Origin of the sequence: Yeosuana aromativorans (assembly GCF_014646655.1) — a bacterium.
Lineage (GTDB): Bacteria > Bacteroidota > Bacteroidia > Flavobacteriales > Flavobacteriaceae > Yeosuana > Yeosuana aromativorans.
Map to the genome: position 1 here is coordinate 79,144 of NZ_BMNR01000001.1, position 18,165 is coordinate 97,308.

General features: G+C 36.1%; 12 protein-coding genes. 6 read left to right on the top strand and 6 right to left on the bottom strand.

The genetic code is table 11. The features are described from left to right. Nucleotides 1–5 precede the first annotated feature (5 nt). Genes IEW94_RS00335 through IEW94_RS00345 form a run of 3 tightly spaced genes read left to right on the top strand, consistent with a single transcriptional unit; the run spans nucleotide 6 to nucleotide 3,747 of the window. On the top strand, nucleotides 6–3,236 hold the full coding sequence (locus IEW94_RS00335; RefSeq protein ID WP_188649275.1) for an efflux RND transporter permease subunit: 3,231 nt from the start codon (nucleotides 6–8) through the stop codon (nucleotides 3,234–3,236). Between the two features lie 4 nt (nucleotides 3,237–3,240). Next, nucleotides 3,241–3,546 (top strand): hypothetical protein, encoded by a 306-nt coding sequence (locus IEW94_RS00340; protein WP_188649276.1) that lies wholly within the window; start codon nucleotides 3,241–3,243, stop codon nucleotides 3,544–3,546. Nucleotides 3,547–3,558: 12 nt separating this feature from the next. After that, nucleotides 3,559–3,747, top strand: a complete 189-nt coding sequence (locus IEW94_RS00345) for a YgaP family membrane protein (RefSeq protein WP_188649277.1) — start codon at nucleotides 3,559–3,561, stop codon at nucleotides 3,745–3,747. 109 nt (nucleotides 3,748–3,856) lie between these two features. Here the strand turns inward: IEW94_RS00345 and IEW94_RS00350 are convergent, their stop codons facing one another. After that, complete coding sequence (locus tag IEW94_RS00350) at nucleotides 3,857–5,311, bottom strand: sodium:solute symporter (RefSeq protein WP_188649278.1); 1,455 nt, start codon at nucleotides 5,309–5,311, stop codon at nucleotides 3,857–3,859. A gap of 154 nt (nucleotides 5,312–5,465) precedes the next feature. Then, nucleotides 5,466–6,521, bottom strand: coding sequence for a glycoside hydrolase family 53 protein (locus tag IEW94_RS00355; protein ID WP_188649279.1), 1,056 nt, complete (start codon nucleotides 6,519–6,521; stop codon nucleotides 5,466–5,468). Between the two features lie 301 nt (nucleotides 6,522–6,822). Here IEW94_RS00355 and IEW94_RS00360 point away from each other — a divergent pair, with 301 nt between their 5' ends. Further along, nucleotides 6,823–9,300, top strand: coding sequence for a pectate lyase family protein (locus tag IEW94_RS00360; protein WP_188649280.1), 2,478 nt, complete (start codon nucleotides 6,823–6,825; stop codon nucleotides 9,298–9,300). Nucleotides 9,301–9,334: 34 nt separating this feature from the next. Then, nucleotides 9,335–10,378, top strand: coding sequence for a Gfo/Idh/MocA family oxidoreductase (locus tag IEW94_RS00365; RefSeq protein ID WP_188649281.1), 1,044 nt, complete (start codon nucleotides 9,335–9,337; stop codon nucleotides 10,376–10,378). Between the two features lie 9 nt (nucleotides 10,379–10,387). On the opposite strand, the gene IEW94_RS00370 is transcribed toward IEW94_RS00365, so the two are convergent. The 4 genes from IEW94_RS00370 to IEW94_RS00385 all read right to left on the bottom strand — a co-directional run bounded on the left by IEW94_RS00370 (nucleotide 10,388) and on the right by IEW94_RS00385 (nucleotide 14,567). Then, the gene (locus IEW94_RS00370) at nucleotides 10,388–11,131 is read right to left on the bottom strand and encodes a rhamnogalacturonan acetylesterase (RefSeq protein ID WP_188649282.1); all 744 of its coding nucleotides are present in this window, start codon (nucleotides 11,129–11,131) and stop codon (nucleotides 10,388–10,390) included. Between the two features lie 2 nt (nucleotides 11,132–11,133). Next, on the bottom strand, nucleotides 11,134–13,113 hold the full coding sequence (gene pelA / locus IEW94_RS00375; protein ID WP_229669404.1) for a pectate lyase: 1,980 nt from the start codon (nucleotides 13,111–13,113) through the stop codon (nucleotides 11,134–11,136). An 89-nt stretch (nucleotides 13,114–13,202) separates the two neighbouring features. Continuing rightward, complete coding sequence (locus tag IEW94_RS00380; RefSeq protein WP_229669405.1) at nucleotides 13,203–13,643, bottom strand: cupin domain-containing protein; 441 nt, start codon at nucleotides 13,641–13,643, stop codon at nucleotides 13,203–13,205. A gap of 93 nt (nucleotides 13,644–13,736) precedes the next feature. Further along, nucleotides 13,737–14,567, bottom strand: coding sequence for a T9SS type A sorting domain-containing protein (locus IEW94_RS00385; protein ID WP_188649284.1), 831 nt, complete (start codon nucleotides 14,565–14,567; stop codon nucleotides 13,737–13,739). A 329-nt stretch (nucleotides 14,568–14,896) separates the two neighbouring features. Between IEW94_RS00385 and IEW94_RS00390 the strand changes: the two genes are divergently transcribed. Continuing rightward, complete coding sequence (locus IEW94_RS00390) at nucleotides 14,897–18,160, top strand: SusC/RagA family TonB-linked outer membrane protein (RefSeq protein ID WP_229669406.1); 3,264 nt, start codon at nucleotides 14,897–14,899, stop codon at nucleotides 18,158–18,160. Nucleotides 18,161–18,165: the final 5 nt, after the last annotated feature.

Here is an 18,165-nt window from a genome sequence, read left to right on the forward strand (position 1 = left end):
TAACCATGCAAGAAGGAATTTCAGGTAAGATTGCCCATTTTTTTATCAATTCAAAGCTTACCATTTTATTGATGATTGGCTTAATGGTAATTGGTATATATAGTTCGTTCCTCATCCCCCGCGAGGAGGAACCTCAAATTAATGTGCCCATGGCCGATGTGATGGTTGGCTATCCGGGTGCCAATCCAACCGAGGTTGAAAACCGGGTGGTTCAGCCTTTGGAAAAAGTTATTTCAAACATTAAAGGTGTTGAGCATATACACAGTATGGCCATGAACGGTCAGGCCGTGATGGTGGTACAGTTTTATGTTGGCGAGGACACCGAACGGTCTTATGTTAAGTTGTATGACGAGTTGATGAAGCATGAAAACATGTTTCCTGAGGGCGTTTACAAACCTATGGTAAAAACGCGCTCTATTGATGATGTGCCCATGCTTGGTCTCACACTCTGGAGTTCAACCTATGACGATTACCAATTGCGCCAAATAGCTGAAGAGGTTACCTCGGAAATTGAAAAAGTAAAAGACGTATCCATTACCAAGGTTATTGGTGGCCGAAACCGGGAATTAAAACTAATTCTTGATAAGGATAAAATGGCTGGTAATGGTGTTGATGCATTGGGAATCATGCAAATGGTAAAAGCCAACAATAGCAGTTCTCAATCTGGAAGTTTTATTAATAATGATACGGAGTATTTAATCACTACAGGACGTTTTTTGGAAACGGCTGAAGACGTTGAGAATTTGGTGGTTGGCGTCAATCAAAACATGCCCGTGTATTTAAAACAGGTAGCAACGGTTCAAGACGGACCATCATCACCTAATAGTTATGTGTCTTTTGGTTATGGAAAAGCCAATACCAACTTTAAAGAGCATAAATCTGACTATCCTGCTGTAACCATTTCGGTTTCAAAAGTAAAAGGTGCCGATGCCATGAAAATATCTGAAAAGATACTAGAGCATATTGACCGCTTAAAATCAACTTTAATTCCAGATGATGTCCATATTGATGTCACCAGAAATTATGGTGAAACAGCTTCTGATAAAGTTGGGGAGTTGTTATTGCACCTTGGTGTTGCCATATTGGCCGTAACCTTATTGGTTATGTTGGCCATGGGCTGGCGTGGTGGTTTGGTGGTATTCTTTTCAGTGCCATTAACCTTTGCATTGACTTTGTTTGCTTATTATATGCTTGGGTATACCTTGAACAGAATTACCTTGTTTGCATTGGTTTTTGTGGTTGGTATAGTGGTAGATGACAGTATTATTATTGCCGAAAACATGCACCGGCATTTTAAAATGAAGCGCTTACCATTTAAGCAAGCAGCTATTTATGCCATTAATGAAGTTGGAAACCCCACCATTTTGGCAACCTTTACCGTTATTGCAGCTATTTTACCAATGGCCTTTGTATCGGGTATGATGGGGCCTTATATGAGCCCGATGCCCATTGGTGCATCTATTGCCATGATATTATCATTGTTTGTGGCTCTTACCGTAACCCCATATTTGGGGTATCACTTATTACGTGAAAAAGACACACAGGCACATAAAGAAGAGGAAGGTTTAGATACCAGCTGGATTTACAAACTATACAAAAAGATTGAACAACCGCTTTTGGACAACTCCAAAAAACGCAACATCATGTTTATCGTCACATTGGTATTGCTACTAGGTTCTGTATTGATGTTCTTTACCAAATCGGTTGCTGTAAAAATGTTGCCTTTTGACAACAAAAATGAGTTTCAGGTCGTGATAGATATGCCCGAAGGGACTACCTTAGAGCGCACAGCAGTTGTTACCAAGGAAATTGCCCAATATATCACAACCATTCCAGAGGTAGTAGATTATCAAAACTATATTGGTACTTCATCGCCTATTACCTTTAACGGATTGGTGCGTCATTACGATTTACGTGGCGGTAGTAATATGGCTGATATACAAGTAAATTTATTGCACAAAGGAGACAGGGATCTACAGAGTCATGACGTTGCCAAGATAGTACGGCCAAACATTCAAAAAATAGCCAAACAATATGGTGCCAACGTAAAAATTGTTGAAGTTCCACCAGGACCTCCTGTACTGTCTACATTAGTTGCCGAAGTGTATGGTGGCCCCAATTATGAAGAACAGATTAAAGTAGCTGACCAGGTTAAAGCTATTTTAGAAAACACAACAGATGTTGTAGATACCGATTGGATGGTAGAGGACAATCAAACCGAATACAAATTGGAAGTGGATAAAGAAAAAGCCATGCTAAACGGCATTGCGCCCCAACAGGTAGTAGGCAATTTAACTTATTTATTAAAAGAATATCCTATTGCCAATCTATATGATGAAACCTCAGATGACAATGTAAGTATAGTCATGTCTTTAGATGACAAAGACAAAACATCATTACAGGATATTCAAAATTTAAAAATAAAAGGGCAAAAAGGAAACTTGGTTCCAGTAAGTGATATTGTTACCGTTAAAAAAGAAACCTTAGAAAAAACCATTTACAGAAAGGACCAAAAACGGGTTGTTTACGTCTTGGCTGATATGGCTGGCGAATTAGAAAGTCCTGTGTATGCCATTTTGGGAATGAACGAAAAACTTCAAAAAATAAATCTGCCAAAAGGTTATAAAATCAACGAACTGTATATGGGTTCACCTTCTGAAGAAACCGATTTTACCGTAAAATGGGATGGTGAATGGCAAATAACCTTGGAAGTATTCCGTGATTTAGGAACCGCCTTTTTAATAGTGATAGTCATTATTTACATGCTCATAGTTGGTTGGTTTCAAAACTTTAAAACCCCATTGGTCATGATGGTAGCCATTCCGTTGTCATTAGTAGGTATCGTATTGGGCCATTGGCTTTTGGGTGCCTTTTTCACGGCAACCTCATTTATAGGCATGATTGCATTGGCTGGCGTTATGGTACGGAACTCAGTATTGCTAATTGACTTTATTGAAATCAGGCTTAATGACGGCATCCCTTTAAAACAAGCTATTATTGATGCCGGAGCTGTAAGGACAACCCCCATTTTACTCACAACAGGTGCAGTGGTTATTGGTGCTTCCATCATTTTATTTGATCCAATTTTCCAAGGATTAGCCATCTCATTGGTTGCAGGCGCCATTGTATCTACATTGCTCACTTTAATTGTGGTGCCACTAATCTATTATATCGTTGAACGTAAAAAGTGGGAAAAACAAGAGCAAGATGAACCTAAAGAAAACGAAACTATTTAAACATATGAAACTAGTTATTATAACGGCCATCAAGGAGTTTGAAAAAGATATTAAGCTCCAGTTAAAAAAAGCGGACGTAAAAACATTCTCCTTTAGAGAAGTTACAGGCTATAGAGACAGTACTGAAGATGCTGTGGAATCCAATTGGTTTTCATACGAAATGAACCAAACAGAATCCATTTTGTTTTATGCATTTGTCAAAAAAGAAAATGTTGATTTATTGTTTGAGCTCATCAATAATTTTAATGAACAACAAAAAACACTGTCACATATTCATATGGCAGTTTTGAACATAGAAAAATCAAATTAAAATATTCATATCATGAAAAACAGAATTGTAAGAGGTGTAGCCGGAAGTTTTATCTTAATAAGCCTAATATTGTCCGTTTACGTCAACCAAAACTGGCTTTGGTTTACAGCATTTGTAGGTGCCAATTTATTACAATCATCATTAACCAAGTGGTGCTTGATGGATACCATTTTGGAAAAAGTTTTCAAAGTAAATGATTAATGGTTGGTTAGTAGAAAAGAAACAATAAGCATCTTATAAAAGGGCTTGTCTTAAAAACACTTATAGGGTGCTTTGCGTTTCTTTTAGTCCCATCTTTAATTTGATGAATTTACTTTGCTTTTTTAACCAATATCAATCCAAAACCTGTCAATAGGGCATTGACTGCAATACTGACAAACCCAAAATCAAAATTATGAGTGGTTTTGAAATACACACTTAATCCGTAGGTTACCAACGGTGCCAATACACAAATTACTGGGACCCATACATCCTTAACATTTATTTTGGAGAACATTCCGAACAGATAAAGGCCCAATAAAGGCCCATATGTATAGCCAGCCACTTTAAATATGAGTGAAATAACATCACCTCTACTATTTGAAAACACCATGATGATGATAAAAACAACCGTTGAAAATCCAAAAAGAACTCTGTTTTTTAATATTTTCTTTTCCTTGCTTGATTTGTGTGAGATATCTAAAAAATCATAGGTGAAAGACGTGGTTAATGCTGTTAATGCTGAGTCTACACTTGAAAATGATGCGGCTATGATTCCTATCAAAAAACTGATTCCGGCTATTTGACCCAAATAATTAAGTGCCAAATTGGGAAATAAGGTATCGGTATTTAAAAACGTTCCGTTAGCATCAACCGGCAATGAAATGCCTTGTTCTTTCGCATACACATATAGTAAAACGCCTAAGCCCAAAAACAAAAACTGGGTAATTGCCAGTATTAAAGAATAAACCAACGTATTTTTTTGGGCGTCCCAAAGGTTTTTGCAGGTCAGCGTTTTTTGCATCATATTTTGGTCCAGACCTATCATGGCAATGGCAATCAAAATTCCTGAAATGAACTGCTTGTAAAAATTATTCCCAGATTTGTTGTCCCAGTTAAACACCTTAAAATATTTATGATTTACAACTTCATGAATACTATCGGCAAATGATAAGTGCAACGATGTAGTAATGGAATAAATAGTTACCACTGCTCCTAAAATCAAAAATGTGGTTTGCAAAGTGTCTGTCCAAACAATTGTTTTAATACCCGATTTATTGGAATAGAGCCAAACCAATACCAATATAATAATGACGCTTAAAAAAAACGGAATATGATACGTGTCAAACAAAGCAAACTGCAGGATTTTTGCTGCCAACAACAACCTTAAGGCAGCCCCAAAAGATTGTGAGACCAAAAAAAACAACGAACCAGTCTTATAGGTTTTTATCCCAAATCGTTCCTTTAAATAGCCATAAATGGAAACCAATTTCAACTTGTAATACAGTGGAATTAAAACAAAGGTTATAAATACAAACCCAACTACATTTCCCAAGATAAATTGAAAAAAATAAAAATTGTTGTTTCCAACCATCCCCGGGATTGACACAAACGTAACACCAGACAGTGCCGCACCAACCATACCGAATGACACCAAAAACCAAGGTGATTTTCTATCACCCGTAAAAAATGTTTCATCGCTTCTGTTTTTTGATGTGAAATGTGATATCAACATTAAAACACCAAAATATGATGCTACAATGACTAAAATTAAAGTTGCGTTCATAAATATATCTTACATTGAGATTTTCTATAAAATTATAAATATAATTATGATTATAACTTTAATTGGAGTTTTGGTGCTTTTTCAGAAAATTAGTTTTCATTCATGAATACCTTATATTTCGAATAGTCCTTTACAACTGAAAAAATATTTTTGACTAATTTTTAAAAGCATCTAAAGCCAGTGAAGGCTTTCCGTTGGATTGCCAAGCATTTAATTGATAACCACTCCAACTTTTCTCACCTTCCGGTTCCCAATAAACAACGCCCAAGCCCTTGTTGTTGGGCACATTTTTAACAGCTTTAATAACAGCAACCAACATGTTATACGTGTTATCCACCAAGGTATAATCCCCTCCTACTTCAACAACCATAACCTCTTTGTTATATCTTGAAGCCATATCCTTTAAATTGTTTTCTAAATCTGCAATGGTAGCCGTGTAATCACTTTTTATCCAATACGGATAATAAGACATACCAATAACGTCATATTTTACACCATTGTTTTTAGCGGCATCAAAAAACCATCTAAACAGTGCATTGTCATTCCCTCGGTCAATGTGTACAATTACTTTAATAGAACTGTTTATCGCCTTAGTTGCCTCATAACCTTTGTTCAACAACTGGGCCAACTGACCAAAATTTGAGGAACTACCGTCTGGCCACAGCATACCACCGGGAATTTCGTTACCTATCTGAACCCACTCCGGTGTTACGCCGGCTGTCTTCAAGGCTCTCAAAACATCATAGGTATGGTTATAAACATCCGTTTTCAACTCCTCAAACGAATGGCTTGCCCAAGCAGCCGGTTTGTTCTGCTTTCCTGGATCTGCCCATGAATCACTGTAATGGAAATCAATCATGATTCGCATTCCCATGTTATGTGCCCTAACGGCCATGTCCACTGTTTCTTCTTTACTGCAATGCCCACTCACTTTGTCGTTGGATGGATTTACCCATACACGAAGGCGTATGGTGTTAATACCCCTGTCTTTTAACAATTGCAGGCAATCTTTCTGCGAGTCATCAGCATCATAAAATTTGTAGCCTGTTGCTTCCATTTGCGAAAGCCATCCCACATCTGCACCTTTAGCAAACAAATTTTCTGTTGGAGTTAGTATTATGGGTTCTGGTTTGCTTGAATCTTGGGCACTGCAGGAATTTAAAATTAAGAGTAAAAAAATAAAACTAAAGTTTATTAATGTTTTTTTCATGGTGTGTAATCTATTGCACAATAAATATAATGATTTCAAATTGACTTAAATTCAAATATTCCAAATATTGGATTATAATCATTTTTTTTAATAACTACAATTATGTGCTCTTATGGAGGCAGAGTATTTTTTAGTTCAACGTCGAATTGATTGATTATAACGTTTTTATTGTTAAAATAAACACCATGTCAAAAAAATACATATATTTGTGTAATCGATTACATTTATTTGTTTATTTAAATAATTACAATAAAAGTAAGAGAATTGTCAAACTAAACTTAAAACTAAATGCCTATTTAAAATGCTTAAAAAATTACTTGTTTGCTTAACCATACTGTTTGCCACTTTAAATATGAATGCGCAATCGGTTACCATTACGGAAAGTGGTGGTTGGTTTGAATCGGCTTATGTAAAATGGGAACCCATCTCAGGAGCTGAAAGTTACAATGTATATTACACTGGTGAAGGTGTTACCAACCAAAAAATTGATAATCAACTTATCCGTTGTTATGATGGATATAGCCGTGCGGATATACTGGGCCTTAAAGCTGGCACATACACCATCAAAATAGTTCCAGTGATATCAGGTGTTGAAGGCACTGAAGCAACAACTGGTACAATAACCGTTTTAGCACATGACCGTAATGGCTTTGCATTTGCAAATGGACGAATTCCTGGAGCTTACAATGCAGACGGGACACCAAAATCAGGTGCTGTAATTTTATACATAACAGAAAATAACAAAAACACGATTTCATTAAACGTTACGGGTGCCAATTCCAATCCATGTGTTGGCTTACAAACCATTTTGGATGGTTTTAAGAAGGGCAATGACAATCGCCCATTGATAGTTAGGCTGGTTGGACAAATCACGGATCTTGATTATATGCTCAACGGGGATATCGTTATTGAAAACAAAAATAATACTTCAAGCTATATTACTTTTGAAGGTGTTGGTGATGATGCCGTTGCTGATGGCTGGGGAATTAGAATTAAGAACGCAAGCAATATTGAAATCCGTAATATTGGAACCATGAACTGTAACAGTGCCGAAGGTGATAATATTGGATTACAACAAGACAATGATTATATATGGGTACACAATTGCGACTTTTTTTATGGTGATGCAGGCAGTGATGCTGATCAAATAAAAGGTGATGGCGCATTGGATTGCAAAAGATCAACCTATGTTACATTTTCTTATAACCATTTCTGGGATTCAGGCAAGTGTAACCTTTTGGGCTTAAGCGAAAACTCAACTACTGGACTTTACATAACTTACCACCACAATTGGTATGACCACTCAGATTCACGTCACCCTCGAGTGCGTTTTTACTCTGCTCACGTTTATAATAATTATTATGATGGAAATGCCAAGTATGGAGTGGGTTCTACCATGGGTTCATCTGTTTTTGTGGAAAACAATTATTTCAGACATTGTAAATACCCTATGTTGACCTCTATGCAAGGCACTGATATTTTTTATGGCACTGGCGGTACATTTTCAAGTGAAGATGGCGGAACCATTAAAGCATATAATAATTCCATAACTGGCGAAACCAGATTTGTTTCTTATAACGCAACCAACTATCCTGTTGAATTTGATGCGTATGTAGCATCTACCAGAGGTGAAACTGTCAGCAGCAGCATTAGCTCAAAACAAGGCGGAAACACTTATAACAACTTTGATACAGATCCTGCTTTATATGTTAAAAATCTGGTTGTTGATACTCCAGAAGTGGCAAAAACCAATGTCATGCAATATGCTGGACGTATGAACGGTGGTGATTTTAATTGGACCTTTGATAATAGTGTTGACGACACCTCCTATACTGTAAATGCGCCTCTTAAAGCAGCTCTTTCTGGTTATCAAACAACCTTGGTTTGTGTTCAGGGTGATGCCGGACCAGATCCAGACGTAGCATTGTCAGCTAGTGCTGGTGATGGCATGGTCAGTTTAAGTTGGACAGTAAATAATTTTTCAGCTTCATCATTCGAAGTATTTAGAGATACAGATTCTGACCCTTCTGGAAGAACAAGTATAACAACCATATCAGATCCTAGCACTTTGAGTTATGTGGACAACTCTGTAACTAACGATAACACCTATTACTATTGGGTCGTAGCAGATGGTTCTGTTGAATCTAATGTAGATTCTGCAACCCCAACAGAAGGCGCTGTTGGTTCTGGGGACGAAATTCAAAACTTTACAGAATCCGGCTTAAATAGTACATTTTTCAGTTTTAATATTGAAGCAAGTCTTTCTACTAGCAAAGGAACTGTAATTTACAACAGCTTGACATTAACGCAATGTTTAAAAATTGAATCCACTACAAACATCTCGTTTAGCACAACAGCTGAAAGCACGTTGACACTGGTATTTAATGATGGATTTTCTGGACGTATTAAAATAGATGGTACAAGTTACAACGCCACTAACGGTTTACTCACTTTAACAATTCCAAGTGGTTCCCATAGCATTACAAAAACCGATGTAGCTAACTTATATTACATGAGTGTTGTGTATGCGTCCTTAGGTTTGGAAGATATTGGTAAGCTAGCTGCAAAACTATATCCAAATCCAGTTAAAGATTATCTACATATATCCTCAAAAGTTAAAATAGAAAAGGTAACAATCTATAACTTGTTAGGTGTTATGGTGAAATCGATTGATAACCATACAGAAGCTATTGATTTGTCTAATTTAAGCCAAGGCACGTATTTGATAAAAGCGTTTACCGCGCAAGGTGTTGTTGATAAAATAATTGTCAAAAATTAAGCTTATTTTTGGAGTATAAAAAAACAAAGACTGCATGAAACCAATTAATACCGCTTTATGTTCTTACGGAATGAGTGGCAAATTGTTTCATGCGCCTTTTATTTCAGCAAATCCCAAATTTAATTTGTATGGTGTTCTTGAAAGAACAAATAACCATGCCCAAAAACAATATCCTGGGATAAAAACATTTCGTTCTTTGGAACATTTGCTCGCTGACGAAAACATTGAGTTGGTTATAGTAAATACGCCCAACATTACACACTATGACTTTTCTAAAAAAGTCATACAAGCTGGCAAACACCTGATCGTTGAAAAACCATTTACGGCAACTGTTAAGGAAGCTAAAGAATTAATTCAACTGGCTAAAGAACACAATGTTGTTATTTCCGTATACCATAACCGGCGTTATGATAGCGATTTTAAAACCGTTCAAAAAATACTCAAGGAAGACTTATTGGGAGAAATCATTGAAGCAGAGTTCCATTACGACCGATATGACCCAAAATTAAGCTATAAAATCCATAAGGAAACACCAACAGCTGCTGTAGGAAGCTTATATGATTTAGGTTCACATATTATTGATCAAGCATTGGTATTGTTTGGGATGCCTGTTGCCGTGTTTGCAGATTTGGATTCTTATCGCCCAAACTCACAAGTGGGTGACTATTTTGATTTGAAATTATTTTATCCATCCCATCGTGTTATACTTAAATCCAGTTATTATGTTCGTGAACCACTTCCTGGTTATATCTTGCATGGAAAAAAAGGTTCCTTTATAAAGTCAAAGGCAGATGTTCAGGAAGCAGACCTTCAAGCTGGCAAAAGTCCAGATTCAAAAAACTGGGGCAAGGAGCCCGTTACAGAACAAGGGTTGTTGCATATTGAGAAAGACGGAAAAACCATCAAGGAATCCATACCTACCTTAACCGGAAACTATATGGAATATTTTGACACTATTTTTGATGCTATCAGACATAATACCCGCTTATCAGTTAAAGCAGAGGATGCCATGATGGTCATTGCAATAATTGAAGCTGCCTTAAAAAGTAATGAAGAACACAAAGTAATTGAGCTGTAAAAAGCCCAATTACTTAATATATTCCTTTAAACTTGGCACTTTTACTTTTAATTCACCCACAGCAAGTCCCGCTACAGTCGTTGCACCCAATTTAGACAAATGTGTATCATCATCTTTTCCATCAGGATAATATGCTACTTCTCCTGGCTTATAGTGTAAGTGTAGTTTTTTTGAGCCTTCAACCCCATAGGATTCTTCCATTTGTTCCGTTAAATACTGGAGGTCAATAAAGGGGACATCATAATGTTGGGCTACCAATCTGGTTTCCAAAGGATAGTCTCCATGTGTATCAACCAAGGTTCCTTGTTCATTAAAATTTCTCCTGACAATGGACGATAGCAAAATAGGAGTAGCTCCTTTTTCCCTAGTTTCTGTCACAAAACGGATTAAATTATGACGATACGCCGTATGCGGATTGGTGTAACGCTTAGGGTCATTTTCCTTTTGATCATTATGTCCAAACTGAATGAGAACATAATCCCCCTTTTTTAAGGTTTTGAGCACAGCATCCCAGCGTCCTTCATCAATGAAGCTTCTAGTACTTCTTCCATTGACGGCTCTGTTATCAATGGTGACTGTATTTTTAAAAAACTGCGGAAGAACCTGTGCCCAACCATGTTCTGGGTTTTCATCAGTATTTTTTTTGTTGGCCATAGTGGAATCGCCAATACAGTAAATAGTTGATTTTTGAGCTGTACATGCTGTTGCTATACATAATGCAATACCTAAAATAATGTTTGTTTTAATTGTCATTTTTAATACCAGTTTTTATATGTGTTTTTAGAATTTGATTTAAGAATATTCTCCGTGGTGTATTTTTTGGCTTCTCGCTTGGTTAATTGGTGCGACCACCCAACTCTACTTTGAGGTCTATACCCCGCTCCTTTATTATTGTACTCAGCATAAAACGTTGTGGATTCTGCTTCTTTGTTGGACCAATTGTTCCAGCCTTCAGGCCTAATATGAGACCCCATATCACAATCCATAAACACGGTTTTAGCATAGATACGCCAAGGTCTTCCAAGGTAAACATCCGCTACGTCTTCATCTGCTGTAAGCTTGCAGTTCTTAAAAATATACCCGAATTCTTGATTTTGAGGTGTTGAAGCTGCTGTAATAAATGAATTTGTTTTACTGTGAATTTCGCAAGTATCAAATAATACCGTTGCCTCCCCGAAAATAAAATCCGTGCTACCTTCTATATAGCAATTTTTAAAATACTGCTTAAATCCTTCTCCAGCTGTATAGACGGTATCTTGGAACCCAAGAAAAGAGCAATTTTCAAAATAACAACGTGTGGCATTAACCGATAACGCTACCGCTTGTCCAACTTCTCCCGAACTGTTTTCAACAGTTAGATTTTTACCTACAAAATCATTGCCCTCTACTAATAATGTCGATGTGTGAAAGGTGCTGTTTCTGCCTAAATCAATTTTATCAAAATAGTCATCAAAGGTTATAATGGTTTTCGCTTTGCTCTCCCCTATTAATGACACCTGTGTATTCCAAGCATAGACGTGAACTTTCTCTTTATAAGTGCCATTTTTTATGTTGATGATAACGCGCTGATAGGGAAACGCCTTGGCGCTGTTAATAGCCTCTTGGATACTGGTAAAATCACCCGTACCATCTTTGGCAACAACCATATTGTAGTCGTCTTTTGGTGATTTGAGCGTATTGTTTTCAGAAGAAACCATGCCGTATTTCTCTACCCATTTTTTATACTCTTCCAATACTTTACTAGGAGCATCTGTGTACCACTTGTATCCGTTTCTGCGTTCGGGGCCTATTTCATCCAATGAATATTTTTTGATGCCATCACGATCACAAAAAAATGGCTTGTTATCATCCAATTCCATAAAACGTGCCCATATTGGAGGAGCTGTGTCATCTTTAACTATTTTTTTATCAATGATACGTCCTTTCTCATTAAACTGTCTTAACTCCCTGATTCCAGTTATTTTGACCTTATCAAACCAGTTAACGGCACTTTCAATTGATTTTTTAATAGCTTCCGAAGGGTTTTCAATAGACATCAACAACAAAACAATATTTGCAGATTCCGCACCACTTAATGAAGGTAATTCATAGGCTCTTGCCTTAGCTGGTTCAAAGGTGTTTTCGTCATGCTGTGCACACCACGCCGTTAAAACACCATCTTGTTTGTATTGGGTTTTTAAAATGCAATCAATACCTTTATCAAAAGCAAGCTTGATTTTATCAATGGTTTCTTGTGTTGGCTTTATGGAATATGCTCCTGTATTTTCTTTTAAGTTTTTAAAAAGACTCAAAATATTAAACATGGAATCATCATTATAGGTAATATGTGTGTAATACCCCTTTTTTAGAGGATAAAATTGAGGCCAGCCACCATTATCATATTGAGCTTCTAAAAGATAGTCAACCCCTTTAAGAAAAGCGGTTTTATAACGTTCATCTGGTATTTGACGATATATTTTTGAAAGAAAAATCATTTCTTGAACCGTAGCGCCATTATCTGTTGTAACATCCTGGGTGCTGCTTTTTAAAGCTATTAAATCCTGCCTTTGCTTGCTGGTCAATGGCTCTTGCATTTGGATATTCTTGGGCCAGCCACCAATATCCCGTTGATACAACAATACATTTTCAGCTATATCCTTTGCTTCTTGTGAGGCAAACCAACTGCCTTCTTTTTTTAGGGTTATACTATGCCAGGACTTATCATGAACTTGAGCATTTACATGAGTACATACCATTAATGTAACTAGCAAAAGACATTTAAAAAACTTCATCTTTATTTTATTATTGAATTATTTATGTTGTTAAGATTATTAAAATGCTAGCATTACTTCTTTTCGTATTTTTTTATTACCAAATACTTTAGTTCAGTATCCCCAACATTTTTGATACCATGCTCAACATTCGAAGGGCAATAAAAACTGGTATACGGTCCCGAAACAACTGTTTGACCATCCAGATAAAATTCAGCTGTACCTTCCAACACAAAAAAGAATTCATCTTCAGGATGCTTGTGAGGTGCATGTGTGGCTTCATGTGGTTTCACAACACTCATTTTAAGTGTTCTGCCATCCAAAAAATCTTTGTCAGCAAACCAATATTGATACCCTACTTTGGTTTTAACTACCGAGCTCCCATTAAAATGATTGACACAATTTTGTATGGTATATTTTTTATCAATGCTATCATTATCCATATTTTGTGCTTGAGAACAAGTAGGGAAAACGATTAAAGCAAAAGCGATTACAGAATAGTTTAAAAGTTTCATGTCACAAAAATATTTTTTATAATAAAAAAGGATATCCGAAATAATATGGATATCCTTTTTAAACTAATATTAATACTATTTATTTTTCTAGAGTTAATGAGTCAATAATTTAACTGATTTTTGGCCATCAACTGTTTTTAAGGTTGCTATCCATAATCCTGATCTAAAAGTGAAATCCGTATCTGAATTTGTTTTAAAGGATTTAACCAATGCACCTGTAATACTATAAATATTAACCTCGGTTTTTGTTTTTACGTTTGACACATAAATTCTATTACCTACGGCTCTCATGTTTGTTGAAACTTGCGATTTAAAATCATCAGCACTCAGAACAAGACCAGTAGTTCCTATTGAGCTTGCAGGAGAAACAACCATTTTACATAAATAAACAGCAGCATCATCATAAATATAAATATTCCCAGAGCCTCCTGTGTAATTGACAGTTTCAATGACATATCCTGAAGCAGGAATTAGTACTGAACCAAATGGAACAAAAGAGTCATCAGACAAATAAACAGTTCGCCCAGAGCTGCCCCTTAACCATAATTTTACTGTGCAGGCACCAGTAACAGCAAAATAAATATACCTTTTTGATGGTTGTAAAACTCCACCTCCAAGATCAGAAATACCAGAATCCCCATTGAATTTAAAACGGGTAGTTGAACTGTAACCATCAATATCACCAGCGGTTTGCCAATTACTTACAGATCCATTAGAACTATCAATTATACCAATATTTGAAGTTGAAGTAGTACCCATATATATACCCAGGTTATCCCTTACTTCGTTATCAGCAACACCTGTTGCATCTGGACCCCAATTAACAGTATCAGAACCACCGAAGTCCCAAACCTTATCTTGAGCTTGTAAAGTTGCCGCAAAAAACAGTATCGGCAAAATAATTAAAAGTAATTTTTGTTTCATGTTTTTTAGTTTTAGTTAAAATAATGTAATCGATTACCAAATATATACAATTTTTTATACAGTCAGTATAGTTTTGTCATATTTTTTTCATTGACAGAAAATTAACAGATATTTATAATAGTTTTAAAGTATACTCATGTAAAACAAAAAAAGCTATAATTGTGTTTTACATTAGGTAGATTATTGAAAATAAATTTTGTAATAAAAAAAAAACTTTTATATTTGTGTAATCGATTGCACTTTATTATAACAATAAAACAAATTTAAACAAGAAATTATACTAGGTGCAAGTTGGTTACAAAAAATTAATAACTAAACTATACTATTTTATGACAAACAATTGTACTGATTATTTGTTTCTCAAATCCAAAGTAAGAGAAATGAAGAAATCCTTTTCAAAAAAGACTTATTTAATTTTACTATTTGGAATATTTGTGTTCAGCAGTACTAATATGCTAGCTCAAAGTAAAATTATAAGTGGGACAGTAATTGATGGTGATTTAGGAGGGCCTTTACCTGGTGTAACAGTTCTTGTTAAAGGAACATCCAATGGTGCTGCAACAGATTTTGATGGAAATTTCACGGTGAGCGTTGATAACCCAAACGCCATTTTAGTGTTTTCCTACATTGGGTATCAAACCCAAGAAGTTAATGTGTCCGGCAAAACTACCTTAAATGTTTCCCTTCAACCTAGTTTGGAATCATTGGATCAAGTTGTGGTTATAGGTTATGGTACAGCTAAAAAATCGGATTTGACCGGTTCAGTGGTTACTATAGGTGGTGATGATTTAAAAAAACAATCTATATCAAACGTTGCTGAAGCTTTAACCGGGCGTTTGGCAGGTGTGCAAGTCACATCATCTGAAGGGTCACCTGATTCAGAAATCAAAATTAGAGTTCGTGGTGGTGGTTCATTAACCCAAGATGCTTCTCCATTAATTATTGTTGATGGGTTTCCCGTAAACAGTATGAGCGATGTATCGCCTGCCGATATTGAAAATATTTCGGTTTTAAAAGATGCCTCATCAACTGCCATTTACGGTTCCAGAGGTGCCAATGGTGTTGTAATTATAACCACTAAAAGTGGTAAAGACGGTAAAATATCTACCAATTTCAATATGTTTTATGGTGTTAGTAAAATTGCTAACACAATTGACGTATTAGAACCTCAAGACTTTGTGAAATGGCAATATGAATATGCTCTACTTGACAACCCAGATGATTTAAGTTCATACGAAAAGTATTTTGGCCAATGGCAAGATTATGATCAATATATTGGCATGAAAGGGAACAACTGGCAAAAACAAATTTATGGCAGAATGGGAGAGGTACAAAGCCGCGATCTAGCCGTAAGAGGGGGTTCTGAAAAAATGAACTTCAACTTTAATTATGCTCATTACGATCAAAAAGCGATTATGATAGGCTCAAATTTCAAAAGAGACAACTTATCCTTGGCATTAAAAAGCAAAGCTGGTGAAAAGGTTGACTTATCATTCACATTCCGTTATTCCAATACAGAAATCAACGGAGGTGGCGCTAATGAACAAAATGAAGTGTCATCAGCAGATGCCCGTTTAAGACATAGTGTAGGGTATTCTCCTATTCCACTTCCCGGACTAACTACCACCAATACAGATGAAGCACTCTCAAGTTATTTGGTGAATCCATTTGTTGCCGTTGACGATAATCAGCGTAAACAGCTTAGAAAAAATTTCAACTTGTTAGGGAGCATGACTTGGGAAATAATAGATAACCTAAGTTACAAAACAGAATTAGGTCTTGATAACCGTAATGATTTAGACTATCGTTTTTATGGTCGCTCAACATATTATGCAAGCAATAGGCCTCCTGCCGAATTACAAGGTTTACCTTCTTTATTATCTACCGATGAAAAACGAGTTAAATTTAGAAATGCCAATACATTCAATTATGATTTTAAAAATGTTTTGGGAGATAACCACGCTTTAAAATTACTTTTAGGAGAAGAGATGATTGTTGAGCGCCGTAATGAGGTTGAAAGTGAAATTCAAGGATTTCCAAAGTTTTTTGACTTTGATACATCTAGACACTTAACAACTCAAGGAACCCCTTTAACTGTTGATGATTTTTATAGTCCAGATGATAAATTATTATCATTTTTTGGTCGAGTTAATTATGACTTTAAAAACAGATACTTATTTACTGCCACTTATAGGGCAGATGGTTCCAGTAAGTTTTTAGGTAGCAATCAATGGGGTTACTTCCCTTCTGCTGCAGTTGCTTGGAAATTGTCTGAAGAAAATTTCTTAAAAAATGCTTCTTGGATTAACACTCTTAAACTTAGATTAAGTTATGGTGAGGCTGGTAACAACAATATACCATCAGGACAAACCGTACAGAGTTTCCAATCTAAAACGACATCTTATATCAATGGGGTTTCTAGTTATTGGGCTGCTTCAAACACATTAGCAAACCCAGACTTAAAATGGGAAACTACCGTAACTAAAAACCTTGGTTTGGACTTTGACTTTTTCAAAGGACGTATTAGTGGGTCTGTTGAGGCCTATAAAAACGTAACTACAGACCTATTAATAAATTTCCCTGTACCAGGTTCTGGTTATGATACTCAATACAGAAATATGGGAGAAGTTCAAAATACAGGGATTGATGCTTCATTAAATGTGGTTGCTATAAGTAAACTGGATTATGGTTTAAGTTTCTCGTTTAATATGGGCTTCAACAAAAACAAAATAAATTCACTAGGTGTGATGGATGATTTTGGAATCAATACAAACTGGGCATCAACTCAAATAGGAAATGATTATGTTGTAAATGTTGGAGAATCTGTGGGTGCTATGTACGGTTACCAGAATGACGGACGTTATGAGGTATCTGATTTTGATTACGATGTTTCTTCTGGAACCTACACTTTAAAAGCTGGTGTTGCAGACAACTCTGCCGTTATAGGACAGGTTATGCCAGGTAGCATTAAATTAAAAGACATCAACGGCGACGGTGTTGTAGATGTCAATGATAACACTATTATTGGTGATGCCAATCCAAAGTTTACAGGCGGTTTTACATTAAATGCCAATGCCTATGGATTTGATTTGTCCGCTGCATTCAATTTTAGCGTTGGAAACGATATATACAATGCCAATAAAATTGAGTTTACAACATCAAACCAAAATGGACAATATAGAAATTTAAGCACAATTATGGCTGATGGAAAACGCTGGACAAATTTAGATCCAGCTACAGGCCAATTAGTAACAGACCCTACACAGTTGTCTGCACTTAATGCCAATACCACTATGTGGTCTCCGTTTATGTCCCGTTATTTATTTAGCGACTGGGCCGTTGAAGACGGTTCTTTCTTAAGATTGAATACACTTACTTTAGGGTATACAGTTCCTGAATCATTGCTTACTGACGTTGGTGTTTCTAAACTAAGGTTTTACCTTACCGCTAATAATGTTTTCATTATTACAAACTATTCAGGTCTTGACCCTGAAGTTAATACAAGAAGAAAAACACCGCTAACTCCTGGAGTGGATTATTCTCCATACCCAAGAAGTAGGTCATTGGTTTTTGGTTTAAACCTTAATTTTTAATTAAA

Coding starts and splice junctions, on each gene's coding strand:
- IEW94_RS00335 (WP_188649275.1), top strand. CDS start 6: ATGCAAGAAGGAATTTCAGGTAAGATTGCCCATTTTTTTATCAATTCA.
- IEW94_RS00340 (WP_188649276.1), top strand. CDS start 3,241: ATGAAACTAGTTATTATAACGGCCATCAAGGAGTTTGAAAAAGATATT.
- IEW94_RS00345 (WP_188649277.1), top strand. CDS start 3,559: ATGAAAAACAGAATTGTAAGAGGTGTAGCCGGAAGTTTTATCTTAATA.
- IEW94_RS00350 (WP_188649278.1), bottom strand. CDS start 5,311: ATGAACGCAACTTTAATTTTAGTCATTGTAGCATCATATTTTGGTGTT.
- IEW94_RS00355 (WP_188649279.1), bottom strand. CDS start 6,521: ATGAAAAAAACATTAATAAACTTTAGTTTTATTTTTTTACTCTTAATT.
- IEW94_RS00360 (WP_188649280.1), top strand. CDS start 6,823: ATGCTTAAAAAATTACTTGTTTGCTTAACCATACTGTTTGCCACTTTA.
- IEW94_RS00365 (WP_188649281.1), top strand. CDS start 9,335: ATGAAACCAATTAATACCGCTTTATGTTCTTACGGAATGAGTGGCAAA.
- IEW94_RS00370 (WP_188649282.1), bottom strand. CDS start 11,131: ATGACAATTAAAACAAACATTATTTTAGGTATTGCATTATGTATAGCA.
- pelA (WP_229669404.1), bottom strand. CDS start 13,113: ATGGTATGTACTCATGTAAATGCTCAAGTTCATGATAAGTCCTGGCAT.
- IEW94_RS00380 (WP_229669405.1), bottom strand. CDS start 13,643: ATGAAACTTTTAAACTATTCTGTAATCGCTTTTGCTTTAATCGTTTTC.
- IEW94_RS00385 (WP_188649284.1), bottom strand. CDS start 14,567: ATGAAACAAAAATTACTTTTAATTATTTTGCCGATACTGTTTTTTGCG.
- IEW94_RS00390 (WP_229669406.1), top strand. CDS start 14,897: ATGACAAACAATTGTACTGATTATTTGTTTCTCAAATCCAAAGTAAGA.